21 protein-coding genes are annotated in these 26,608 nt (G+C 28.6%); 16 read left to right on the forward strand and 5 right to left on the reverse strand.

Annotation, left to right across the window (positions count from 1 at the left end; all coding sequences use genetic code 11):
• Position 1 precedes the first annotated feature (1 nt).
• The 6 genes from fdhD to H518_RS0111095 all read left to right on the forward strand — a co-directional run bounded on the left by fdhD (position 2) and on the right by H518_RS0111095 (position 8,829).
• Positions 2-805, forward strand: coding sequence for a formate dehydrogenase accessory sulfurtransferase FdhD (fdhD, locus tag H518_RS0111070; protein WP_043706865.1), 804 nt, complete (start codon positions 2-4; stop codon positions 803-805).
• Positions 795-3,089 (forward strand): FdhF/YdeP family oxidoreductase, encoded by a 2,295-nt coding sequence (locus H518_RS0111075; protein ID WP_028889112.1) that lies wholly within the window; start codon positions 795-797, stop codon positions 3,087-3,089. Before fdhD ends, H518_RS0111075 begins: the two co-directional genes overlap by 11 nt.
• A 55-nt stretch (positions 3,090-3,144) precedes the next feature.
• The gene (locus H518_RS20530) at positions 3,145-3,774 is read left to right on the forward strand and encodes an SPOR domain-containing protein (protein ID WP_028889113.1); all 630 of its coding nucleotides are present in this window, start codon (positions 3,145-3,147) and stop codon (positions 3,772-3,774) included.
• Between the two features lie 57 nt (positions 3,775-3,831).
• Positions 3,832-5,301 (forward strand): hypothetical protein, encoded by a 1,470-nt coding sequence (locus tag H518_RS0111085; RefSeq protein ID WP_043706866.1) that lies wholly within the window; start codon positions 3,832-3,834, stop codon positions 5,299-5,301.
• Positions 5,302-5,307: 6 nt separating this feature from the next.
• The gene (locus tag H518_RS0111090) at positions 5,308-6,984 is read left to right on the forward strand and encodes an RluA family pseudouridine synthase (RefSeq protein ID WP_205618011.1); all 1,677 of its coding nucleotides are present in this window, start codon (positions 5,308-5,310) and stop codon (positions 6,982-6,984) included.
• 138 nt (positions 6,985-7,122) lie between these two features.
• Positions 7,123-8,829, forward strand: coding sequence for a helix-turn-helix transcriptional regulator (locus H518_RS0111095; RefSeq protein ID WP_028889116.1), 1,707 nt, complete (start codon positions 7,123-7,125; stop codon positions 8,827-8,829).
• A 21-nt stretch (positions 8,830-8,850) separates the two neighbouring features.
• On the opposite strand, the gene H518_RS0111100 is transcribed toward H518_RS0111095, so the two are convergent.
• The gene (locus H518_RS0111100) at positions 8,851-9,036 is read right to left on the reverse strand and encodes a hypothetical protein (RefSeq protein WP_028889117.1); all 186 of its coding nucleotides are present in this window, start codon (positions 9,034-9,036) and stop codon (positions 8,851-8,853) included.
• 363 nt (positions 9,037-9,399) lie between these two features.
• On the opposite strand from H518_RS0111100, the gene H518_RS0111105 reads away from it, so the two are divergent.
• The 3 genes from H518_RS0111105 (at position 9,400) to H518_RS21100 (ending at position 11,203) form a co-directional block, all read left to right on the forward strand.
• On the forward strand, positions 9,400-9,621 hold the full coding sequence (locus H518_RS0111105; RefSeq protein ID WP_028889118.1) for a hypothetical protein: 222 nt from the start codon (positions 9,400-9,402) through the stop codon (positions 9,619-9,621).
• Between the two features lie 74 nt (positions 9,622-9,695).
• Entirely contained in the window at positions 9,696-10,931 is a 1,236-nt protein-coding gene (locus H518_RS0111110; protein ID WP_081411181.1) for a radical SAM protein, read from the forward strand.
• 107 nt (positions 10,932-11,038) lie between these two features.
• A complete protein-coding gene (locus H518_RS21100; protein WP_155995210.1) occupies positions 11,039-11,203 on the forward strand; it encodes a hypothetical protein in 165 nt (54 codons plus the stop codon).
• Positions 11,204-11,279: 76 nt separating this feature from the next.
• Here the strand turns inward: H518_RS21100 and lon are convergent, their stop codons facing one another.
• On the reverse strand, positions 11,280-13,754 hold the full coding sequence (gene lon, locus H518_RS0111120) for an endopeptidase La (RefSeq protein WP_028889120.1): 2,475 nt from the start codon (positions 13,752-13,754) through the stop codon (positions 11,280-11,282).
• Positions 13,755-13,959: 205 nt separating this feature from the next.
• On the opposite strand from lon, the gene H518_RS0111125 reads away from it, so the two are divergent.
• The 5 genes from H518_RS0111125 (at position 13,960) to H518_RS0111145 (ending at position 21,291) form a co-directional block, all read left to right on the forward strand.
• Positions 13,960-14,637 carry a tetratricopeptide repeat protein gene (locus tag H518_RS0111125; protein WP_028889121.1) on the forward strand — a complete coding sequence of 226 codons (678 nt, stop codon included), beginning with the start codon at positions 13,960-13,962 and terminating at the stop codon, positions 14,635-14,637.
• A 5-nt stretch (positions 14,638-14,642) separates the two neighbouring features.
• Positions 14,643-15,170, forward strand: a complete 528-nt coding sequence (locus H518_RS0111130) for a YfiT family bacillithiol transferase (RefSeq protein WP_043706868.1) — start codon at positions 14,643-14,645, stop codon at positions 15,168-15,170.
• 226 nt (positions 15,171-15,396) lie between these two features.
• Positions 15,397-16,188, forward strand: coding sequence for a carboxypeptidase-like regulatory domain-containing protein (locus tag H518_RS0111135; RefSeq protein ID WP_028889123.1), 792 nt, complete (start codon positions 15,397-15,399; stop codon positions 16,186-16,188).
• Positions 16,189-16,291: 103 nt separating this feature from the next.
• Positions 16,292-19,993 carry a phosphoribosylformylglycinamidine synthase gene (purL, locus tag H518_RS0111140; RefSeq protein WP_028889124.1) on the forward strand — a complete coding sequence of 1,234 codons (3,702 nt, stop codon included), beginning with the start codon at positions 16,292-16,294 and terminating at the stop codon, positions 19,991-19,993.
• Between the two features lie 89 nt (positions 19,994-20,082).
• Complete coding sequence (locus H518_RS0111145; RefSeq protein ID WP_028889125.1) at positions 20,083-21,291, forward strand: threonine/serine exporter family protein; 1,209 nt, start codon at positions 20,083-20,085, stop codon at positions 21,289-21,291.
• 86 nt (positions 21,292-21,377) lie between these two features.
• Here the strand turns inward: H518_RS0111145 and H518_RS0111150 are convergent, their stop codons facing one another.
• Positions 21,378-21,803 carry a MarR family winged helix-turn-helix transcriptional regulator gene (locus H518_RS0111150; RefSeq protein WP_028889126.1) on the reverse strand — a complete coding sequence of 142 codons (426 nt, stop codon included), beginning with the start codon at positions 21,801-21,803 and terminating at the stop codon, positions 21,378-21,380.
• Positions 21,804-21,883: 80 nt separating this feature from the next.
• Between H518_RS0111150 and H518_RS19730 the strand changes: the two genes are divergently transcribed.
• Entirely contained in the window at positions 21,884-22,609 is a 726-nt protein-coding gene (locus H518_RS19730) for a DMT family transporter (protein WP_051263744.1), read from the forward strand.
• Between the two features lie 437 nt (positions 22,610-23,046).
• A complete protein-coding gene (locus H518_RS0111160; protein WP_028889127.1) occupies positions 23,047-24,465 on the forward strand; it encodes a cytochrome P450 in 1,419 nt (472 codons plus the stop codon).
• Here H518_RS0111160 and H518_RS0111165 read toward each other — a convergent pair.
• Both H518_RS0111165 and H518_RS0111170 read right to left on the reverse strand, forming a co-directional pair.
• A complete protein-coding gene (locus H518_RS0111165; RefSeq protein ID WP_028889128.1) occupies positions 24,462-25,706 on the reverse strand; it encodes an Hsp70 family protein in 1,245 nt (414 codons plus the stop codon). The genes H518_RS0111160 and H518_RS0111165 overlap by 4 nt on opposite strands.
• 137 nt (positions 25,707-25,843) lie before the next feature.
• Positions 25,844-26,590: a head GIN domain-containing protein gene (locus tag H518_RS0111170; protein WP_028889129.1), complete on the reverse strand. Its 747-nt coding sequence runs from the start codon at positions 26,588-26,590 to the stop codon at positions 25,844-25,846.
• Between the last annotated feature and the right edge of the window lie 18 nt (positions 26,591-26,608).

The following is a 26,608-nucleotide window of genomic DNA, read 5'->3' on the forward strand; positions in this document are numbered from 1 at the left end:
CATGAAACAAGCAAGTATTTATCAGTCTATAAAATTATCTGAAAACTCCTCTCAAAAAGTTGAAGATAATCTTGTCATTGAAGCCCCTCTACAAATAAACATAAATAGTGAATCTTACACTGTCGTAATGAGAACCCCTGGTGATGACAAAGAACTTATTAGAGGACTTTTATACGCTGAAGATATATACAAAAGCAATGATCAATTAAGAATCGAAATTATTGAAATAAACAGTGATTCTTCATCAATTATAAACGCTATCATTCCTAAAGAAAAATTACGAAAAGGATACTTAAATAAAAGAACACTTTTATCAGTTTCGTCTTGTGGAATTTGCGGAAAAAAAGAACTGAAAGATTTAGAACCAAGTGGCAAACCTTTAAATATAAATAGTAATGAATCAGTTGATATAACATTTGATATGTTTTTAAAAATGAATGATTTACAGTTTTTATTTAAAAACACAGGAGGTAGTCATGCTTGCGCATTATTTGATAAAGAAAAAGAACTCTTAACAATAAAAGAAGACATAGGTCGGCACAATGCAGTTGATAAATGTATTGGTGATTTAATTAATAAAAACAGCTTAAAAAAAGTTAGCTACATGCTTGTAAGCGGACGCGTTTCTTATGAAATTGTATCCAAAGCTTTCTTTGCTAAAATCTCTATTATTATTGCTGTTTCTGCCTGCTCTTCTCTAGCTGTTGATTTTGCAAAAGAATTTGGAATCTGCTTAATAGGTTTCAGTAGAAATAAAAAAATGACTATTTACTCAAATCCTCAATACATTAACTATGAGCGATAAAAAAACACATGCTCAACCTCCAGAAAAATTAACAGGTATAAAACTTATAGATATCCCCAAGAAAGCTGTAGGTACAAAAGCAATACAATCTGCTCTGAACCATGTTTTTTCTGAAACAGGAGTATCTAAAGGGATTAGTTTACTTAAAAACATTAATCAGTTAGATGGTTTTGATTGCCCAGGTTGTGCATGGCCAGATCCTGATGAAAAAAGAGCTTTTTTAGCTGAATACTGTGAAAACGGAGCAAAAGCAGTTGCTGAGGAAGCAACTAAAAATAGAGTATCTCCTTTATTCTTTGCTACACATTCCGTTCAAGAAATGTCTGAATGGTCTGATTATGAAATAGGAAAAAGCGGACGCATTACCCATCCAATGATTTTACGTGAAGGTACTGACAATTACGAAGAAACAACATGGGAAGAAGCTTTTAAACTCATTGGTAAAGAGTTAAATCATTTAAAATCTCCTGATGAAGCAATTTTCTACACTTCAGGTAGAACTAGTAATGAAGCTGCTTTTTTATACCAACTTTTTGTTAGAAAATTCGGAACAAATAATTTACCAGATTGCTCTAATATGTGTCATGAAAGTAGCGGTAGCGCACTTTCTGAAACGTTAGGTATAGGTAAAGGTTCTGTTACTTTAGATGATTTTAATCATGCCGATTTAGTTATTGTTATTGGGCAAAACCCAGGAACAAACCACCCTAGAATGCTTTCAGCTTTAAAGGATACTAAAAAAAATGGAGGAAAAATAATAACCATAAATCCACTACCAGAAGTTGGCTTAATGAATTATGTAGATCCTCAGAATCCTTTAAAATGGATCGGATCGGGTGATAAATTAACAGATTTGTTTCTTCAAGTGAAAATCAATGGAGATGTTGCTTTATTAAAAATCATCTTAAAATTGATGAAAGAAAAAGAAATGAAGCAACCTAATACTGTTTTCGACCATCAATTTATCAAAGAAAAAACACATGGAATAGATGAATTTTTAAGCGAATTAGATAACTATACCATTAATGAATTACTCCCTCAGACAGGGCTCCCTTTAGAACAAATTGAAGAGGCCACCGAATTGATTATCAAAAATGATAAAATTATTATCTGCTGGGCAATGGGACTGACTCAACATAAAAACGGTGTAGATAATATCCGTGAAATTGTTAATTTACTTTTATTAAAAGGAAGTATTGGTAAAAAAGGTGCTGGTACATGCCCCGTAAGAGGTCACTCAAACGTGCAAGGTGATCGCACCATGGGAATATGGGAAAAGCCTAAAGACAGTTTTTTAGACAACTTAGAAAAAGAATTTCAATTTAAAGCACCTCGTAAACACGGCTACGATGTAATTGACGCTATTGAAGCAATGCATCAACAAAAAGCAAAAGTATTTATAGGTATGGGTGGAAACTTTATTTCTGCAACACCTGATACAGAATACACAGCTGAAGCATTAAAAAATTGTAATTTAACAGTACAAATTTCAACAAAACTAAATAGAAGCCACCTAATTCATGGTAAGCAGGCATTAATTCTTCCATGCTTAGGTCGTTCAGAAAAAGATATTCAAGAAACTGGAGAACAATTTGTTTCTGTAGAGAATTCTATGGGTGTTGTACATCAATCTAACGGGCATTTAACTCCCGCTTCAGAAAAACTACTTAGTGAACCTGCTATTGTAGCTGGTATTGCCAAAGCAACACTAATAAATACTAAAGTTAATTGGTTATCATTAGTTACGAATTATGATTTAATTCGTAATAAAATTGAGGCTACCATTCCTGGATTTGAAAATTACAACCAAAGAGTTCGAATAAAAGGAGGTTTTTATTTACCAAATAATGCTAGAGAAAATAGCTACACTCCTACTTTAACAGGAAAAGCAAACTTTTCTACAAATTTACCCTCAGACATAATTTTAGATAATAATCAATTTATGATGATGACGATTCGTACACACGACCAGTACAATACTACTATTTATGGTTTAGATGATCGTTATAGAGGTATATTAAACGAACGTAGAGTTATTTTTATGAATCCTGATGATATGAAAGAGCAAGGTTTATCTAAATTAGATAAAGTGGACTTAACCAGTCATTTTCAAGGAGAAAAAAGAGAAGCTATCGGTTTTTTAGTAATTCCTTATAGCATACCAAAACAATGTACAGCAACCTATTTCCCTGAAACCAATGTATTAGTACCTTTAAAAAACAAGGCTAGAATTAGCAATACACCTGCTTCAAAAACAGTAACAATTACTATAAAAAAACAGTAGTAAAAAAAGATTTGTATTTTCGTATAATATTTCTAATAAAAATCAACCCATAATTATGCCTTTTATAGAAGAAGAAAAGTTTAAGTTAATGCAAGAAGACTTAGATAACGCTAAATTAAAAAGAGAAGAAGCTGAAAATGAATTAAATAGTGTTAACGAAAATTTCACTTCTTTCAAAAAAAAATCTAAAAGAACTCCAATACTATTAGGATTACTACTAGGTTTAGCTTTAGGAACTTCTTATTACCTATACACCAATAATGGTGTAGTAAAAACTACTTCAACAGCAAGTAATGATATTGCTCTTATAAAAAAGAATGAAGGTCTTAGAATTCTAGATAGCGTTAAAAGAGCAACAAAAAGAGCAACAAAAAAAGTAATTAAAAGTGGTGTTAATGAAAATAATCTAGATTCAACCATTTCAGATGTAAGTGAAAACACAGCAGGAGAAACAATGTATTCTGTTCAAATAGGTATGTTTTCTAAAAAAAAGTATGCATTGCTATCTTCTAAAACAATTCCATCTATAGTAAGTAGTGCCGATGGTTATTTTAAGTATTCATTAGGGTTATTTACAACTTTAAACGAAGCTAAAAACTTAAAAAACGAATTAATAAAAGTTGGTTTTAAAGATGCTTTTGTAGCTTCTTATATTAACGGAAAAAGAAAAAAAATACACAATTAAATTTTATAACTAATGCTATTACAAATTAGTAAACGAGCACTTATAATATGTTTTATTATGAGTGTTCATTTTTTTTACGCGCAAACTACAACTCCTCAAAAAGAAACTCAAATAGGTTTTGGTCAAATAGATTACCTTCCTATTAAAATGCCTGGAAATGAAAAAGATATGGACTTTACTGGTGTTCATTATAATTTAAAACTTAATGACTGGAGCTATGCTGGTGTTGGAATATATGGTGCTGTTGGCGGAATTCGTGGTGGTTTTTTCACCTTGGGTATTAACGCTGGTATTCAACAAAAAATAACAGATAACTTATTTATAGATACAGGATTTCATTTTGGCGGCGGCGGTGGTGCTTCAGCTCCAGACGGCGGTGGTGCTTTTATCTTACCTCACTTAAATTTAGGTTATAATTTCAAGTACTTTTCTACAACTGCAGGTTATAGTTACATCAACTTTTTTGATAAAGGAACTATTAAAAGTAATCAATTTAATGTAGCTGTTCAAATACCACTATCTTTTGAAAATGCAAATTTTAAAGAACGTGAAAACTCTTTTAAAATAGATGATTTTAAAAACTCTTCATGGAATACACCTAGTGACAGAATTTCTTTATTAATGCATTTGAATAATTTATCTGTAACGAAAGGTAATTATAAAGGCAAAACAATAAGATTAGCTGGTTTTGAGTTGAACTCATATTTAACTGATAATATATTTTTCTTTGTAAAAGCTGACGGCGCATACCATGGCATTAAAGCTGGATACATGGATGTTCTTTTAGGTGGTGGTTATCATTTATCTATGAATAAAAACCGCACAAACATACTCGCTAAATTTGGTATTGGAGCTGGTGGCGGTGGCGGAGTTCAGACTAAAGGAGGTTTTTTAATTTACCCTGATATTTCGATAGAACAGAAGCTGTTTGATAACATTTATGCTTCAATCAATAAAGGTTATTTAATGAGTCCAGATACTCACTTCTCTTCTTCTACCCTAGGTTTTGGATTAAAATATTATATTGATAAGGACGGTACATCATCAAAAGGAAATGATTTTTCAATAGGAAAATTCAAAGGCCTAGAAACTATTATAAAACAAGATTTATACTTTAATGCTTCTAGAGATACAGGAATAAATGAAAATATGCATCAAATATCGCTGCAAATAAACTTTTTCCTAAATAAATACGTATATGCTTCAGGTCAAACATCATTTGCTAATTTTGGTGATGCAGGTGCTTATGCTGAAGGAATTGTAGGTTTAGGAATACAGTCAAATTCATTTTTTAACAATACAACATCAGTATTTGCACAATTATTAGGTGGTGCTGCTGGCGGTGGAGCTATTAGTACTGGGCAAGGTTTAATCGTAAAACCTAGTATAGGTGTTAATTATAAATTAGGAAATAAATTGAATTTACGCGGTGGTTTGGGATACGTTAAAGCTCGCGGTGGAAGTTTAAGTAGTACTTATTTAAATTTTGGAATAAACTATAACTTTTCATATTTAAGTGTTAAATAATTAATTGTGCAAACATATTTTCAATATTTTTCTAGCCCTATAAAAGATATTAAACTTCCAACCAAGTTTACCTTCCCTTTTTATTATGAGCCACATATACTATGTAAATTAGCTACAATAGAGGTGCAAAATTATTTAAAAACACAAACTGATTTTAAACATAATTTTGGGCTAGACAATTCTTTTGAAGGATTACCTATTGGAAAAATGTTTGGTGTTTTAATTGTTCAAAATAACCAAAATGAAATAGGATACCTCACAGCTGTATCAGGTAAACTGGGCGAAAAAAACAATCATATAAAATTTGTTCCACCTGTTTATGACATGCTCGCTAAAGATTCTTATTATTTAGAAGAAAAAAAAGAATTAAATAACATTAATACAGTTTTAGAGAGCTTAATTATAAATACAACCTACTTAGCCTTAGTATCAGAATACAAATCAACCACTAAAAAAGCGAATGATGATATTCTAAATAAAAAAGAAGCACTAAAATTTGGTAAAAAAGAGCGTAAAAAACGAAGAGAAACTGCAATTTCAAAACTATCTGCAACTGAATATGCTCTTTTTGAAAAAACATTAAGTAAAGAAAGTATTGATGCTAAATGTTTTTTTAATAATGTTACCAGGTACTGGGAGCACACTTTACAACCTATAAAAGATAAGCTTACTCTTTTTACAAATAAAATAACACTCTTAAAAGAACAACGAAAATCAAAATCAGTAGCACTACAACAATACATATCAGAACAATATCAATTTTTAAATTCAAAAAAAGAAATTAAAAATTTAGCAGAATTATTTACTAATACACCTGTACAAAATTTACCTGCAGGTTCTGGTGAATGTGCAGCCCCTAAATTATTACAATACGCTTTTCTAAATAATTTAAAGCCAATTGCAATGGCTGAATTTTGGTGGGGAGAATCACCAAATAAAGAAATACGAAAACATCAACAGTTTTATCCTGCTTGTCAAGGAAAATGTAAGCCTATCTTAACACATATGTTGTCTGGAATAGAAATGGATACAAATCCATTGCTACAAAACCCTGCTATCGGAAAAGAACTTGAAACTATTTTTGAGGATGAGCAATTAATTGTTATTTATAAACCTAACGAATTTTTATCAGTTCCTGGAATCCATATTCAAGATTCGGTATACTCACGAATCAAACAACAAGTAAAAAATATTTCTGGGCCAGTTATTGTTCATCGTTTAGATATGTCTACCTCCGGATTATTAGTTTTAGCAAAAAATAAAGAATCACATAAGTTTTTACAGAATCAATTCATTAATAGAACTGTTAAAAAGAGATATACCGCTTTGCTAGATGGTATTATTAAAGAAGATCATGGATCTATAGATTTGCCGTTGCGTGTTGATTTAGATGATAGGCCAAGGCAATTAGTTTGCTATGAACATGGTAAGCCTGCAAAAACTAAATGGGAAGTTATTGAACGTAAAAACGGTAAAACAAAAATCCACTTCTACCCTATCTCTGGGCGAACACACCAATTAAGAGTTCATGCCTCTCATGTATTAGGTTTAAACGCACCTATTTTTGGAGATGATTTATATGGTGTAAAATCTAATCGCTTACATTTACATGCAGATACGCTAGAGTTTTCTCACCCAACAACTAAGCAAAAAATGATTTTTAAAAAGGAAGCTGATTTTTAAACTCTTCACTCCTATTACCTTCTTAAAACGTTGGTTTTATTAACTTAACACAAAAAAGGAACTTGCGATTTACAGAAAAACATCTATTTTTACTTATTTTACAAGTCTAATTAATTTTTATTACGCCCCCGAAATGTTATGTTAAAATATCTTTATTTTTCTTTAGTATTCCTTTTTTCTTATACTTTATGTCATTCACAAGTTCACAACGAAAAAGAGCTAGAGCAGTTTAAAAAAAAATTTTACTTAAATAGAAAAATAGGTGTAGATAGTTCTTTATACTATATGAATAAGATGTTAAATACTAATATAGCTTCTTATAAAACATTTGCTTTTTCTGCAATAGAATATTTAAAAACAAGAGAAAAGCAATTTGTTGATATACAATTTTACAAAGATAGTATTCAAAATTATCTTCCAAAGATATCAGAAACGAAAAAGAATCATACAATACTTTTTGATATACATATATTATTAGGAAATACTAATAAAAGAAGAGAACTTATAAAACCAGCATTAGAAAACTATATAAAAGCTGAAAATTACGCTATCGCTGCAAATGATATTGAACGAATTATTAAAATAAAAGGAAATATTGCGTTAATATACCAAAACATGGGTGAGCTTAGCAAAGCCTTAAACCAAGCAAAAAAAACACTTAGTCTTATAGAAAAAAACAAAGATTTTTTAGCAGACAAATACCAACTTAGAAAATATAAAACAGTATTAAATGTAGGAGCAATATATACTACATTATTAGATAACACAATGAATCATCAATATGCAGATTCAACTTTGTTCCACTACAATTCATTACTTAAAGATAAAAATATTCAACTTAGTTCTTATCGTTATGCCAGAATTTATTATAGTTTAGGAACCGTTTATACTTTAAAAAAAGAGTATTCAAAGGCTAGTTATTTTCTTAAAAAGAGTATAGCACTTTTTAAAAAAAATAATTCGTTTTCCTACTTATATAAAAGTCATTATAATATTGGTTATAATTATTTAATGGCAAATAACTTAGAAAAAGCAAAAAAAAGTTTTTTTTCGGTACTTCAAATAAAAAAAGACACCCTTTTAGATACTAAATATGTAAACACACACAAATATCTTTTTGAAATATATTTAAAACAGAATAAAAATGATTCTGCTAGTTATTATTCAAATCGTTATCACAAATTACTTAACCTAGCATCAACAAAAGAGAATAAACAAATTATAGGGGCTGTTAAAGTAGACGCTGAAAATAATTATAATAAGAAAATTGATACATTAACAAAAAATACTACTAAAAAAACCTACTATTATATTGCAATTATTTTAGGTTTACTATTAGCACTAGTAGCAAGTATTTACTTAATTATTAAAAATACTAAAGAAAAAAAGGAAACTAAAAAAAGATTAAGTGAGTTATTAAGTAAGGTTTCAAAAAACGAAAAATTAAAAGACAAAAACTTTTCACTTCCTAAAAACTTAAACATAAAAAATGAGCAACACCAACAAATTATCAATGGTTTGTTAAAAATAGAAGACAAATTATACTATTTAAAAGAAGAATTTAATTTATATAATGCTGCAAAAAAAATAGGTACTAATACTACCTATCTCTCTAAAGTAATAAAAGAATACAAAAAGATGAGTTTTAGCGAATACACTAATGAGTTAAAAATAAATTATATTGTAAATGTAATGAGTAACGATAAAAAAGTAAGAGCTTATACTACTCAAGCTATAGGAGAAATTGGTGGCTATAAAAATGCGAAGTCTTTTACTAGAATCTTTAAAAATTACACAGGAATAACTCCTTATCAATTTATAGAAAAAATTAATAAGGAGTTATAATTTAATTGCTCTAAATACAATCTATAAACATATTGCAGGCTCTCCTTTCTTATTAATATATGTAGATCCTAATGGTAATTTAAAACAATTTTCTTCTCCATCTGTATCTGGTCCTCCTTTCAAATTAGGACCTTCAGCTTTAACATTATACTGCTCTTCCCTTGTTAATTGATAAGCCTTTAAAGTATCAATAAATAATAGTTTCATAATTTATCTGTTTTAGTTAGGTGAAGTTATGTTTTTTATTAAATAATTTTCACAAATTAAACCCCTTCAAAACAAAACAAATATAAATGACTGATAACTAATCATTTAAATATGTTTTTAGTTGCCACAATTTTAAAATAATACCTCCCTTTTTTATAAATAACAACCTTCGATACTTCTTTTATCTTATTAAAAAATCAATATTTGGAAAAAGAAACACCTAATAAATAGGTGTTATTTTTAAAATATAAAGATTTAATAAAACATATTAATATGGTCAAATATCTATAGGAAGCTGAAAATATAGGTATCATTTTTTTTACAAAAACTATAGAGTAAGCATTTAAACTAAAACTTATAAAAATGAAAAAAGCATTTTTTTTATCAAAAGGATTGGAGAAATTTTCAAACTTAGAAATTAACGATTTAGCACCTATTAAAGGGGGGGCGCTATATATTGAAGAGAAGATATATTACCCTACTAGTGGTGGTGGTAAATTATGTCCTTCTGGAATGGTTTGGAGTAATAGTCTAGGTAAATGTGTTACTGTTATTCTTAAAGATGTAAATCACGCAGTAAGATAATATTTCTTTTAAAATACTCAAGGAAATTGTAAAAAACACAATTTCCTTGTTGTTATATTAATAAATCATAAATCATGGATTTTAACTCATTAGCTATTAAAGTAGCTAGTCGATGCAACCTAAATTGCTCATATTGCTTCATGTACAATTTAGGAGACACTACTTATAAAAAACAACCTAAATTCATGTCGTATGAAACAGTTGATCATATAATTGAAAAAGCAAAAAATCATATAAAAAAATATAATAAAAAAGAGTTTTCTTTTCTATTTCATGGAGGTGAACCTTTGTTAGCTCCTAAAGAATTTTATATTGATTTTATTAATAAAGTTAAAAAAATACAAAACGAACTTAATGATGTATTTTTTTCTTTTGACTTACAAACAAACGGGGTTCTACTCGATGAAAGCTGGATTCAATTATTTAAAGAATTAAACATTTCTCCTAGCGTTAGTGTTGATGGTACTAAAAAAGCGCATGATATGTTTCGAGTAGATCATAAAGGTAATGGTAGTTATGATACTGTTTTTAAAAGCATCGGATTATTAATAAAAAAAATGACTTTTGCTGATATAGCATGTGTTATTAATATTAAAGAGACTCCAAAAGATATATATGAAAGTTTTAAAGAAATGAACGTTAGTTATGTGAATTTTTTAATCCCAGATTACACTCATGATAATTTTCCTTTTAATAGTAAAGAAGGCTTAATGGGAGACTGGTTAATTAAATTATTTGACATTTGGGTTAATGATACACAACGATATAAAATTCCATTATTTATAGGTTTATTAAATACTTTAATGAGAGTTAATGAGAATACAAAAAACGAGTCGACTGTTTTAATTATTGAAACTAATGGCGAAATTGAAGCTATTGATTCTTTAAAAGCCTGCGGTCATGGGTTTACTAAAACTGGCTTAAATATTAAAGAAGATAGTTTTCAAGATATTGAAAAAACATCTTTAGGTAAGTTATATTTTAATGATTTTAATTCTAAACTTTGTAAGCAATGTTTAGAGTGTCCTTTAAAAGAAGTTTGCAAAGGAGGTAGATTAGTTCATCGTTATAGTAAAGAAAACGGATTTAATAACCCTTCTATTTACTGCAATGATTTGATTAAATTGATAGCTCATATCCAGAAATTTTTTATCTCATGTTACCCTGATTTAAACAAAAAAGAGAACATAGAGGAAATATCACCTGATGAAATCATGAACTACCTTACTTCTATTCATGAAAATACTGAATCTATCTACAAAAAAGAATTAGAGCTCTTTTCTGAAATAAATATGAGAAGTGCGTCATAATAATTATGAGGTAAAAAATTCTAAAATATTTCTGACCAGCTCAATATATTAATTAATGCGAAACCTGAAAAGCATATAATAGAGTAAGGAACAAAAAAATAGAAAACATGTTAGAATCAATTTCAAAATTAGGTACTGTTTTAAACAAAAAAACGCAAAAAACAATTAATGGAGGTCAAGTACAATGTCCTAGAAACCATATTCTTGTTTGTAATTATTTTGGATGCTATTGCAAAGATTTAAACCAAATAGACCCTATTGAAACAAAGTAAACTTATTTATAATAAAAAAATCGGCTAATTAATTTATAAATTAATTAGCCGATTTTACACTTATATATAAACACTATTACACTAATTTCTTAGCATTTTTCACTTTTTGTTTAGTAAGAGCAATGTCGATAACCTCATGCATTTCAGTTACATAATGAAAAGTTAATCCTTTTAAGTAACCTTCTTTAATTTCTTCAATGTCTTTTTTATTATCAGCACACAAAATAAGTTCTTTAATATTTGCTCGTTTTGCAGCTAATATTTTTTCTTTAATCCCTCCTACAGGTAATACTTTACCTCGTAAAGTAATTTCACCTGTCATCGCTAACTTGTTTTTTACTTTACGTTGTGTAAATACCGATACTAATGAAGTTAACATTGTAATACCTGCACTTGGTCCATCTTTAGGAGTTGCACCCTCAGGCACGTGAATATGTACGTCGTATTTTTCTAACACTTCTGGTTTAATTCCAAACTCTTCAGCATTAGCTTTTATATACTTCATTGCTATTGTAGAAGATTCTTTCATTACTTTACCTAAGTTACCTGTAATAGAAAGGTTTCCTTTTCCTTTAGATAAAATAGATTCTATAAATAAAATATCTCCACCAACACTTGTCCATGCTAAACCTGTAACCACACCTGCAACATCGTTATTTTCGTATTTATCACGTTCTAAACGAGGAGCTCCCAAAATAGATTCAATATCTTCATTTGTTAAAGCTACATTATATTCCTCTTCCATTGCAATAGATTTAGCTGCGAAACGTACAACTTTAGCTACTTGCTTCTCTAAACCACGTACACCAGATTCTCTAGTATAGCCTTCAACTATTTTTTCTAATTGTTTCTTACCAACAGTTAAATGTTCAGGAGTTAATCCATGCTCTTTTAATTGCTTTGGAAATAAATATTTTTTAGCTATTTCAACTTTCTCTTCAATCGTATATCCAGTAACATTAATAATCTCCATACGATCACGTAATGCCCATGGTATTTGACCTAGATTATTAGCAGTAGCAATAAACAATACTTTTGATAAATCGTAACCTACTTCTAAATAATTATCGTAAAACTCAGTATTTTGTTCTGGATCTAATACTTCTAACATTGCTGAAGACGGATCTCCTTGATTACTTTGACTTAACTTATCTATTTCATCTAATACAAATACAGGATTTGATGTTCCAGACTTTTTAATGTTTTGAATTAAACGCCCTGGCATAGCACCAATATATGTTTTACGATGTCCACGAATTTCAGCTTCATCACGTAAACCACCTAGTGACATACGTACGTATTTTCGCCCTAATGCTTCTGCAACCGATTTACCTAATGATGTTTTACCAACACCTGGAGGTCCATATAAACAAAGAATTGGTGATTTCATGTCACCACGCAATTTTAAAACAGCTAAATGCTCTATAATACGTTCTTTTACTTTCTCTAACCCAAAGTGATCTCTATCTAATATTTTCTGAGCTCTTTTTAAGTCAAACTTATCCTCAGAAAACTCATTCCAAGGTAATTCTAACATTAGCTCTAAGTAATTACGCTGAACACCATACTCTGCCATTTGAGGGTTCATTCGTTTTAAACGACTTAACTCTTTTTCAAATGTATTTGCAACTTCTTTATTCCATTTTTTCGTTTTAGCTTTCTCTCTCATTTCATCTAACTCCTGATCATGAGAAACACCACCTAATTCATCTTGAATGGTTTTTAATTGCTGATGTAAATAATATTCACGTTGTTGCTGATCTAAATCAGAACGTGTTTTAGATTGAATATCATTTCGTAATTGTAATTTTTGAAGTTCCTTATCTAAATTCTTTAACGTTAATAACGCGCGTTCTTTTAAATTATCTTTTTCAAGTAAAACTTGTTTTTTAGCAACACTTAACTCCATATTAGATGAAATAAAGTTTACTAAAAACGAATTAGATTTAATATTTTTAATAGCAAAAGAAGCTTCTGAAGGTAACATTGGGTTTTCTTTAATAACCTCTAAAGCTAACTCTTTAATAGACTCTATAATAGCATCAAACTCTTTTTGATCATCAACCTCTTTATCATCTACAGCCTCATGAACCCTTGCCTTTAAATAAGGTTCTTCTTGCGTAATTTCATCTATTTCAAAACGTTTTTTTCCTTGAATAATAATCGTTGTATTACCATCAGGCATTTTAAGAACACGCAAAATTTGAGCTACAACCCCTGTTTTATGAATATCATTTAATCCAGGGTCTTCAACATCGCCATCTTTTTGTGCAACTACTCCAACTATTTTGTCACCTTTGTTTGCATCCTTTATTAACTGAATCGATTTATCTCTACCAGCAGTAATTGGAATTACAACACCAGGAAACAACACTGTATTTCTTAAAGGTAAAATAGGCAACTCAGCAGGTACCTTTTCTTTATTTATTATTTCTTCATCTTCAGGTGTTAATAATGGAATTAATTCTGAATCTTCATTAAAAGCATCTTGAAGCGACAAATTGTCTAAATGTATTATTTTTGATTTACTCATATCTTTTATATCTGTCATAGTGACATTTTTATGATGTAGCTAACATTATAAAACGCACTTTTTAAACTGTAAACATTTGATAAATAACTAAGTATATTAATTTTAGCTATTTTTATTACTTTAATAAGTCAATTGTTGTGCCAAGTAAAATTTCATTTATTTTGTAACTAATTACTAAGTGAGTCGTCATAATTAATATGTTTTACAAAAAGCTAACTAAACAATGAAAACTAAATTACTATTTATTTCTATCATTTTACTTATAATTAGTTGTTCAACTAATAAAAACTCAGATGATTTTATAAAAAGCGCCACAGGTCGTTATTTTTTTAATGCTGATGAAGTTATAACCGTTAAATTTAATGACAATAAACTACTGCTAACATGGCGTAACCAAAACTTAACGCCTTTAAAAATAAATGATACCACTTTTTATGTTAGCGAATTAAATGAGAAGTTAATTTTTAATACTTTTAAAAATAATATTGAATTAGCTAAAAAACGTGAACATAAAGATAAATTATATGTTTTTAATAAGTTAAAGGATGGAGAGAAAACACCTAGTGAATACCTTTCTTTAAATAATTTTAAAGCCGCTTTAAACGGTTATAAAACTATTAAACAAAACGACAGTTTAAATCCGGTAATTAGAGAAAACAACTTAAATCGTTTGGGGTATAACTATCTATCAAAAAAGGAATATAAGAAAGCAATTAGTGTGTTTAAAATTAATATAGAATTGTACCCAAAAAGCTCGAATACTTATGATAGCACAGGCGACGCTTATGCTAAAATGAAAGATACATTAAAAGCTATAACTTATTATAAAAAAGCATTAGCTGTGAATCCTGAAAACAGAAGCTCTAAAAGAGCTTTAAATAAATTAACAAAAAAAGAATAATTTTAATGGAACATTTAAAATTCCCGATTGGTAAGCCTAATATTCCTGCTAAAATAACAGCTACTCATATTTTAAAATGGATTGAAGTTTTAGATAGCTTTCCTGACAAATTAACAGCTTTGGTTGAAAATTTATCTGAAGCACAATTAGATATCTGTTACAGAAAGGAAGGCTGGTCTATAAGACAAGTTGTTCATCATTGTGCAGACAGTCATCATAATTCATACACTCGTTTTAAATGGACTTTAACTGAAGATACTCCCGTGATTAAAGCATATTACGAAGATCGTTGGGCAGAATTATTTGATTCTAAGTCTGCCCCTATTAACCTTTCTTTAAATTCATTAAAAGCGCTGCATGCTAAATGGGTATATCTTTTAAAAGGCTTAACAAATGATGATTTAAATAAGTTTTTTATTCATCCGGATGGACTTGAAAAAGTTAGTTTAAAAGAAAATATTGGTATTTATGCATGGCATTGTAATCATCATTACGAACATATAAATCAGTTAATAATTAAAAAAGAATGGTAGTAAAAACTAACTATAATTAATAATCTTGATTTACCTACGAACTACCAACAAGTACTCTTTTAAAGAAATTTATAGCTAAATATTCCTCTTAAGACCTAAATAAATTATTTTACAAACGATAAATATTTTTTTGAAGATATTTATCGTTTTTTCATTAGAAAAATTACTGCTATTCATTTCACAGTTTCTTAACTAGTTTCAGCCCAATAATTCTTATTTTTGCTTTATGCAAAAAACATATTTATTCCTTATCGTATTTATATTAGTATCAATAACTGGGTACTCTCAAACTCAAAAATTAAAAGGTCAGGTTGTTCATGCTGACACCAAAAAACCTTTAAGTGCAGCACATATTTTAAATCTAAATTCTGTTACAGGTACCATTACTAATGAAAAAGGTGTTTTTGAGCTTACCTCAAAAGCAAACGATACTATTTTAGTTTCTTTTTTAGGTTTCTCATCTATCAAACTAAAAGTTACAAACGACCTTTTAAAAGGGAATGAAGTAGTAATATCTTTAGTAGAAAAAGAAGAAGAGGTTAAAGAAATTGTTATTAAATCTACAAAACTTATTGGTGTTTTAGAAGTAGATGTTAAACAAGTTCCTAAAGATAGATTTACAAGAATACATATAAATGGGTTACCACAAACTTATGAAATTGGTAGACCTCAAAAAATATCATCTCCAATAGCTAAATTATTGAATCCTGTTGATTTAGTATATAATCTCTTTGGTAAAAAACCAAAGCAACTTAAAAAACTTAAAAAGTTAAAAAAAGAAGATGATTTACGTAAAATGTTAGCTGGTAAATTTGACAGAGAAGTTATGATGGAATATCTTGAAATGGATAGACAGGAATTAAATAAACTTTTATCAGATTGTGATTACTCTGAGTATTTCATAAAAAAAGCAAGTGATTTACAAATGATAGAAGCAGTATTAAATTGTTACGAAAATTATAAAGCTTTAAAGAAAGGTAAAATTGAAATAAATAGATTACCCGAGAACAGGAATTAACGAATTAAAAGCAGCAAAAAAATGCTGCTTTTTTTATACAATTATTTCGCGCAAAAAAAGTAAATTTGCATTTTTACAACAACAAGCAAACACAACCCTAAAAATGATTCATTTCTTTGGAAACAAAAACAGTAAAGTATTCGCTGTTCAAACAACAAAAGAATTAACAACAGAGACAACTTCTAAATTGACTTGGCTTTTTGCCAATCAACCTAAAATAGAACAAGCATCAATAGATGCTTTTTTTGTTGGTCCTAGAGCTGCTATGATTACTCCTTGGAGTACAAATGCTGTAGAAATTACTCAAAACATGGGTATCTCTGATATTATTAGAATTGAAGAATTCTCTGCAATTACTGAAGAGTTTTCTGATTTTGACCCAATGATTTCTGAGAAATTTAATTCTTTAAATCAAGATTCTTTTAATATTGATATTCAACCAGAATCTATTTTAGAAATAGATAATATTGCTGAATATAATACACAAGAAGGATTATCTTTAAGTAATGAAGAAGTAACATACTTAGAAAGTGTTGCAACTAAAATTGGAAGAAAATTAACAGATTCTGAAGTATTTGGATTTAGCCAAGTAAACTCAGAACACTGTCGTCATAAAATATTTAATGGAACTTTTGTTATTGATGGAGAAGAACAACCTACTTCCCTATTTAAAATGATAAAAGAAACGTCTAAACAATTTCCTAATGATATTGTTTCTGCTTATAAAGATAATGTTGCTTTTATAAAAGGACCAAAAGTTGAACAGTTTGCTCCTAAAACAGCAGATAAACCAGACTTTTATCAAACTTCAGATTTTAATTCTGTAATTTCTTTAAAAGCTGAAACGCATAACTTCCCTACAACTGTAGAACCTTTTAATGGTGCTGCTACTGGTTCTGGAGGTGAAATTAGAGATCGTTTAGCTGGTGGAAAAGGATCTTTACCTTTAGCAGGAACAGCTGTTTATATGACTTCTTACTCTCGTTTGGAAGCTTCTATTGATTCTGTTAAGAATACAAGGTATTGGGAAAACAAATTTGAAGCAAGAGATTGGTTATACCAAACTCCAATGGATATTTTAATAAAAGCATCTAATGGAGCTTCAGATTTTGGAAATAAATTCGGACAACCTTTAATTACAGGTTCTGTATTAACTTTTGAACATGAAGAAAATTCTTCTTCTAGTGAATCTAAACCTAGAAAATTAGGATTTGATAAGGTTATTATGCAAGCTGGTGGAATTGGTTATGGTAAAGCAGAACAAGCTTTAAAAGACACTCCTAAAGAAGGTGATAAAATTGTAATTCTTGGTGGTGAAAACTACAGAATTGGAATGGGTGGAGCAGCAGTTTCATCTGCTGATACAGGTGCATTAGATTCAGGAATTGAATTAAATGCAGTACAACGTTCTAATCCAGAAATGCAAAAACGTGCTGCTAATGCAGTTCGTGGAATGGTAGAAAGTGAAGAAAATTTTATTGTTTCTATTCACGATCATGGTGCTGGAGGGCATTTAAATTGTTTATCTGAATTAGTAGAAGATACTGGAGGTAAAATTAATTTAGATAAATTACCTGTTGGAGACCCTACCCTATCTGCAAAAGAAATTATTGGTAACGAATCTCAAGAAAGAATGGGATTAGTTATTGCTGAAAAGCATATAGATACTTTACAAAAAATTGCAGAACGTGAACGTTCTCCAATATATAATGTTGGTGAAGTTACAGGTGATGATCGTTTTACTTTTGAATCTGAATCAACAGGTGAAAAACCAATGGATTTAGCATTAGAAGACATGTTTGGTTCTTCTCCTAAAACTATTTTAACAGATAAAACTGTAAAAAGAAACTATAAAAATTCTAGATATAAAGTTAAGAACTTTAATAACTATTTAACGCAAGTTTTACAATTAGAAGCTGTTGCTTGTAAAGATTGGTTAACAAATAAAGTAGACAGATGTGTTGGTGGTAAAGTTGCCAAACAACAATGTGTTGGTCCATTACAAATTCCTTTAAATAACGTTGGTGTAATGGCGTTAGATTATAATGGAAAAGAAGGAGTAGCAACTTCAATCGGGCACGCTCCTATTTCAGGTTTAATTGATCCTGCTGCAGGAAGTAGGAATGCAATTACAGAATCTCTTACAAATTTAATTTGGGCACCACTAAAAGAAAACTTAAAGAGCGTATCGCTCTCTGCTAACTGGATGTGGCCTTGTAAAAATGAAGGTGAAGATGCTCGTTTATATAAAGCTGTTAAAGCTGTATCTGACTTCTCTATAGGTTTAGGAATCAATGTTCCAACCGGAAAAGATTCTTTATCTATGAAGCAAAAATATGCTGACGATGAAGTAATTGCTCCAGGAACCGTTATTATTTCTGCAGCAGGAAACTGTAATGAAATTAGTAAGGTAGTTGAGCCTCTTTTAAAAGTTGATGGAGGAAATATCTATTATATTAATATTTCTCAAGACAACTTTAAATTAGGAGGAAGTTCTTTTCACCAAGTTTTAAATACAATTGGAAACGAAACTCCTGATGTAAAAGATACTGCTTTTGTTAAAAAGACTTTTAATACAATTCAACAATTAATTAAAGATGATAAAATTACAGCTGGGCATGATGTTGCTTCAGGTGGTTTAATTACATCTTTATTAGAAATGTGTTTTGCTGATGTTAATTTAGGAGCAGATTTAAATATTACATCTTTACAAGAAGAAGATTCTATAAAAGTATTATTTGCTGAAAACGCAGGAATTGTTTTTCAAGCAGATGCTTCAGTTGAAACTATTTTATCAGAAAATAAAATTGAATTCTTTAATATTGGTACTGCAAATAATACAGGAACCGTAAGTATTAAAAACAACGAAGATACTTTCTCTTTTGATATAACCGAAACGAGAGATGTTTGGTATAAAACTTCTTATCTATTAGATCAAAAACAAACAGCTAATAACTTAGCTAAAGATCGTTTTGATAATTATAAAAATCAACCTTTAAAATACACCTTCCCTACTCACTTTACTGGTAAATTACCTGTAAATTCAAATGAAGGAAAGCGTCCGAAAGCAGCAATTATTCGTGAAAAAGGTTCTAACTCTGAACGTGAAATGGCTAATGCAATGTTTTTAGCTGGTTTTGATGTAAAAGATGTTCATATGACTGATTTAATTTCTGGTCGTGAAACTTTAGAAGATATTCAATTTATTGGAGCTGTAGGTGGTTTTTCTAATTCAGATGTTTTAGGTTCGGCAAAAGGTTGGGCAGGAGCATTTAAATACAATGAAAAAGCGAATACTGCTTTAAATAATTTCTTTAAAAGAGAAGATACTTTGTCTGTAGGTATATGTAATGGTGCACAATTATGGATGGAGTTAGATTTAATTAATCCTGATCATAAAGTTCATGGTAAATTAGTTCATAATGATTCTCAAAAACACGAAAGTTCTTTTACTTCTGTTAAGATTCAAGAAAATAACTCTATAATGTTATCTTCTTTAGCAGGAACGGAATTAGGAGTGTGGATTTCTCATGGTGAAGGTAAATTTAACTTACCTGAATCTGAAAGTAATTATAGTATTGTTGCTAAATACGGTTATGAAGGATATCCTAATAATCCAAACGGTTCAGATTTTAACACTGCAATGATGTGTGATACAACTGGACGACATTTAGTTACAATGCCACATATTGAACGTTCTACTTTTCAATGGAACTGGGCAGATTATCCTAATGGAAGAAAAGATGAAGTTTCTCCTTGGTTAGAAGCCTTTGTAAATGCTCGTAAATGGGTTGAAAACAAATAATTTTCAGCTTTAAATTATATATTTAAAAGGGCTTTTTTTAAAAGTCCTTTTTTTTTGTTTTTATATTTGAAAAATAAAATTACTTATAAATGAAAATTCCAAAAAAATATCAATTTATAGTTGAACTAGGAAAAGCTCTTCATATATATGGTATACCTTCATATAAAATTCAATCTTATTTAACCGAAGTTGCAAAAACTAAAGGAATTGTAGGTAGCTTCATGGATTTTCCTACATGGATAAGTTATGTTTTTTACGAAGATGAAAAATCTTATAACTATATTGAATGCATCCCTCCTGGTCAGCTAAACTTAGGAGCATTTGCTAAAATTGCAGAACTCACTAATAAAGTAATTAATTCTGAAATTGATAACGATTCAATAACTAATGAATTAAATATTATTCATTCTAAAACTAAAGAGGTAAATCATATATTTTTAACTTTTTCCTATGCTTTTGCGGCTGGTAGTTTTAGCCTATTAATAGGCTCAAATTGGGTGTCTTTTGCAGTTTCTTTATTTTTAGGAGCATTCATATACCTTCTAGTATATTTAGCTACAAAATCAAAATATATAGAAAATATATTCGAATCCTTCAGTGCTTTAATTGCAACCATTATAAGTTGTCTTTTAACTTTAGTTTTTCCAGAACTTAATTTAGGCTTAACCATATTAGCTTCTATCATTATTTTTATTCCAGGATTAGCAATTACTACTGCTTTAGAAGAAATAACTTCTAAAAATTTAGTTTCTGGAGGAGCAAAGCTTTTAGACTCAATTCTCTTATTATTTAAACAGTTTTTTGGTGTATTACTTGGTTTAGGCTTAATGACATCTTTCATTGATATCGATTTAACTTATCATACTTCTGAAACTCCAAAATGGGCTATATTTTGCGCAGTACCACTACTTTCAATTTCTCTTTTACCTATATTTCAAGTACGAAAGAAAGATATCTTTTTTGGTGTATTAACAGGGGCTTTGGCTTTTTTTATGACTGTTTTATTATCAGGGTATGGAATATTAGTGAGTACTTTTGTAGGAACCTTGGCTGTGGTTGGAATAAGTCGTTTATTTGGTAGAATTTCTAAAACACCAAAAACAGTATACTTAACGCAAGGTATTATAATGCTTGTGCCTGGAAGTAAATCATTTATGGGATTAAGTAATTCATTATTAAACTCTTCGATTGCAGGCTCTGTAAACTTATTTGAACAAGTAGCTTTTATACTAATGGGTATAATTGGAGGACTTCTATTTGCAGGTACATTTAGAGAAAGAAGAAATAAAAAAATCTAGATTATAATTTTTTGTAAATGCTCGTAAATAGCTTGAGAGTGAATAAATATTTAAAAAGCAGTTTTGAAATACTTAAAAACTGCTTTTTATTTTAAAATTAAGTCTTTTACTCTTTCTAATAAGTTAGCTAATTCCTTCCTCTCTATTTCGTCTAAATGTTCAGTACTTGATAATACTAATTCTGCAGAGAGTTTATTTAATTTTTTATATACTTTTTCTCCTTTTTCTGTTAGACTTAATAAATATATTCTTTTATCCTGGGAAGATTGTGTTTTGGTGATTAACGATTCATTTTTTAATTTTTTTACAACACGACTTAAATATCCTTCATCTAAATTCAATTGTTCATTTATAACAGTTGCAGATGAATTATGATGAAAAGACAATTCACTTAAAATATGAGCTTCCGTAAATGAATAATTACTGTCTAGAAAACTAGTTTGTAGCATACCTATCAATCTAGTATATCTTTTATTAAAATCTATTATTTTATTTATATCATTTATTTCCATAAACCAAATATATTAAAATTTACTTGCTAAAAGCAAGTAAATTTTAATATATTTGACCTAAGCAAGTAATTTAAAATGCAATGAAAAATAAAAGCGGTACTGGAATATTATTTTCATTTCTTTGGGCAACAGCAGCTATTGCAATGAAAATTGGTGTTTTATCAGCTGAACCATTGGTTTTAGCTGTTATTAGGTTTCTTATTTCTGGATTAATAATGATTACTATATCATCATTTATACTGAAAGAAAAAACACCTCAAAAAAAAGATTGGTATCAAATATCAATTTTTGGTTTGCTTAATATTAGTATTTACTTAGGCTGTCTTTTTACAGCTATTATAACTGTATCTGCTGGGTTGTTAAACTTATTTATAGCTATAAATCCAATTTTGATTACTTTATTTACCAGTTATTTTCTTAAAAGAAAAATTTCATTTAGTGAAAAAATAGGCTTTTCAATTTGCTTTATAGGCTTATTTATAGCCACAATACCAACAATAGTAGAATCAAAATCAAATTTTTGGGGTATCTTTTTATTAATTTCAGGAATGATTTCTTATTCTTTAGGAAGTGTATATTATAAAAAAATTGATTTAAAATTATCTGATTTAACAATTAATGGTTATCAAACTTTTATTGGCGGTCTATTTTTACTTCCAATCGCATATTATTATAAATCTCAAATTATTCTCTATGATATTAATTTTTATGTATCCTTAGTTTGGTTAATTGTTATAATCTCAATCTTCGCCAATAATATTTGGTTTAGTTTATTAAAGAAAGATACGGTAAAAGCTAGCAAATGATTGTTTTTAGCTCCTGTGTTTGGATATTTTTTATCATTTTTTATACTAGGCGAAGAAATAACTATACATGCTTATCTTGGAATTGTATTTGTTATTTTAGGTCTAAAAATAAGTCAATAAGTTATGTAATACAGGTAACATTATGTCTAACAACTAATTACATGGTATAATAAGATAAATTACTTAAAATTTAAGCTTAGCTAAGAAAAAGTAAGGGTGTTTATAGATAGAAAAAAAGTAAATTTTAGAGTTTTATTAACAAATGTTTATAAAAAAGTTATTTATTTCATCGTATATTTGCAGTACATAATACTATTAATCTATTTTTGAAGGGGTAGATTAAAAAAAATAAGAAGGCACGTTGTAATAATGTGTCTTCTTTGTTTTGCTTTATATTTAAAACTTTGCGCTATCTTGTACCTTATTACAAATAAAATATGACCAAAATAAATACTCTTCCTCGTACTTTAAATGATTTAAAAACACCAAAAGGTAGTTTTATTCTTGGTAATTTAAAAGACTTCAAAAAGAAAGATAAGCATCGAATTTTAGAAGATTGGGCTAAACAGTTTGGTGAACTATATACCATAAAATTAGGCCCTTTAAAAGTTTTAGTATCTGCTGATTCCGATTTTAACACAGCTGTTTTACGTCAAAGACCTGAGAAGTTTAGAAGACTTTCAAAAATTAACGAGGTGTTTGTTGAAATGGGTTTTCACACTGTTTTTAATGCTGAAGGAGAACATTGGAAAAAACAACGTAAACCTGTAACAGAAGCTTTAAATGTAAAAAAAGTAAAAGGCTACTACCCTATAATTCAAAATAAAACAGAAAATCTTATATCTAAAATTCAAAAATATAGCTCCTCTAAAGACACTGTTAATATTATAGAAGATTTTATTGCTTTTACCATTGATGTTACTACAGAAATAGCATTTGGTTATAAACTAAATACAATTCAAAATAAAGAAGATAGTTTTCAAAATCATTTAGAAATTATATTTCCAATGATTAATGACCGAATTACAGCTCCTTTTCCTTTGTGGCGGATATTTCCTAAAGCTAAAGATAAGCAATTAAAAAAATCATTAAAAGTTATAGAAAATATTATTCATCAATTTATTAGAGATGCAAAATATAGATTGGAAGAAAATGAAGAATTACGAAACAATCCTTCTAATTTTTTAGAAGCTTTATTAGTTGAAAGTGAAAAAGAAGATAGTGTTTTTGATGAAAAAACTTTGTATGGAAATGTTATTGCCATGCTATTAGCTGGTGAAGATACTACTTCAAATACCTTATCTTGGACACTTTATTATTTAGCCCAAAACCCAAAAATTGTTCAAGAAATAAGAAATGAATCTAACCTTACTTTTAAAGGTAGCATTCCAGAAAATTATGAACAATTAAATTATTTAAAATATACCAATGCAGCTATACAAGAAGCGATAAGATTAAAACCCACTACTCCAATATTATTTTTTCAAGCAAATGAAGATGTAGTTTTAAATAATTTATCGATTCCTAAAGATACTAGTATTATTCTACAGAATAGCTTTGCTTCTATGCAAGAAGATAATTTCTCTGATCCTACAGAATTTGCACCAAAGCGTTGGATAAAATCAGAATGTCCTTATCTAAATCATAAACCAAAAACAATAAAAGCTTTTGGAGGTGGTGCTAGGCTTTGCCCTGGTATGCATTTATCTATGATTGAAATGACAACTGTAATATCTAGTATTTGTAAACAATTTGATATAAATCTTGCAGTTTCTCCTTCAGAAGTCAAAGAAAATTTTGCTTTTACAGTGCAGCCAGAAAATTTAAAGGTTCAATTTAAAAAAATAAAAATTTAAAGAATATCTTTTTTAGCTTTTTCCAATAAACCTAAAGCTACAGAATCCATCGCATTATTTTCAATTAACATTGCATTAGAAAAAGTTTTTTTAAATAACTCTTTTATCAATGGCATTTTACTAGTTCCTCCTGTTAAAATAAGGTAATCAATGCCTGTTTTATTAACTCCAGCTTGCTTGCAACATTCACTAGCTGTATTAAGAATTTTATCTACACTATTTTCTATCGAACCTTCTAAAATATTTTTAGTAATACTTAAATCAACTGTATTAGGTATAAAACTACTATTAAAATATAATAATTCTTTTTCTGACAACTTAATCTTTGTATCTTCAATTTCACTTAATAATGAATGTGCATTCTTTTCATTTATTAATTTTTGAAACTGAATAATTTTTTCTGGATATTTTGAATTGGCTACCATTTTTCTCACTAACATTTCTGTTTTTTTTGAGTATAATGATGTTGTTATTTTATTCCAATCAGCAGCATCTCTATAAGGCGTACTTGGTAGTGTTATCCCTTTAAATTTATCAATAGTATTATAACCTAATTCTGGAAAAAATGCTTTTAAAGCAAATTGACTATCGAGATCTGTACCTCCCAAAGAAATACCTGATGTTGATAAAATATTTAACTCACTCTCTCCTTTATTAACCTCTACAATTGTAAAATCACAAGTTCCTCCTCCTAAATCTGCCACAATAGCTAGCGATTTATCTTTTAAACTTTTTTTATGATAATAAGCTGCAGCAATTGGTTCTTCTAGAAAAGAATAATTTTTATAGCCTACTTTTTTTAGAATACCCTCTAATTGTGCTATTCCTGAATTAGCACCATTAGTGTTTTCTGAAAGACGTACAGGTTTTCCTATTACGACATAATCTGTTTCTTTGTCTGTAAATTTTTCGGTTTTACTCTTTACATACTTTATATAATTAATAATAATATCTTGAAAAGAAATATTGTATCCAGGTCTCAAAACTGTTCTTTGTTCAAAAAAAGTAGTTCCTAAGATTCTTTTAAAGCTCTTCATATACCTACCATAACCATTATTTATGTAAGTATTCGTTGCTACATTTCCATAAATAGGGTTTTCTATTTCATTAAAAGGAAAAAAAACACAACTTGGTAATGATTTGTTATTTTCCTCTAACGGAACCATTAAGTCTTTTCCGTCTTTATAAATTGTACTAATAGTATTAGAAGTTCCAAAATCTAACCCGCAAACATTATTCATAAAACTAATTTAAAAAACCTGCAATTTAAATGAATCTTCACTTTAATAACAGTTAATATTTCTTTTTTTTAAGCATAAAAAAAAAGCTTACACAACACTGTTGCATAAGCTTCTTATAATAAAACTTCAATCAATAATTAATTTATATTATTAATTATTGATTCACCTATAATAATTCCTTTTTTCAATTCAGCACTACCTTTATAATTTATTGTTGATTCACCATATGAGGTTACTTTTATTCTTTTAGATACATTAAATTGAAAAGTTCCATCTCCGTAGGCTGTTATTTTAGTTTCTTTTGATAAAACATCTAAAGCCATTATTTTACTCGCACCATAAGCTGTTACCTTTTGTTTGTTAACGGTTCCTTTTTCTATATTTAAAAAACTATCTCCATAAATAGTTACATTAAGTTTATCTACATCAATTTTATTTACAGTAACTTCTGATTTACCATAAATACGTAATTTACATTCTTCTTGTATTAACGGACTCTGAAATGTTATTTTTTCTTCTCCTCTTAAAGAAAACGTTTTAACATCTAAATAAGTAATAATTAGTTTAACAACTCTACCTTTATATAAAGGTACTTTTCTTCTAGAATAGCTGTTAACCATCTTCTTATTTTTTGTGTAAGTTTTAGCTCCTTCTAAATATATTTGTAATGTTCCGTTCACTATTTCATACTTAAACTTTTCTTTAGAAACATTTATGTCTTCAATTTTAATGCTAGACTCAGTTCCTTTTTTAAAAATTGTTTCTATATGTGGACTTACAATTATTTTATTAAAATTTTGATTTAGTTTTATTGTTTCTTGTGCATTTATACTATTATTTATAAATAATAAGAATATTAAAAAAGTAAATAATTTAAATTTCATGATTTTTATTTTTAATAA

It is taken from the genome of Tenacibaculum ovolyticum DSM 18103 (genome assembly GCF_000430545.1).
Taxonomy (GTDB): domain Bacteria; phylum Bacteroidota; class Bacteroidia; order Flavobacteriales; family Flavobacteriaceae; genus Polaribacter; species Polaribacter ovolyticus.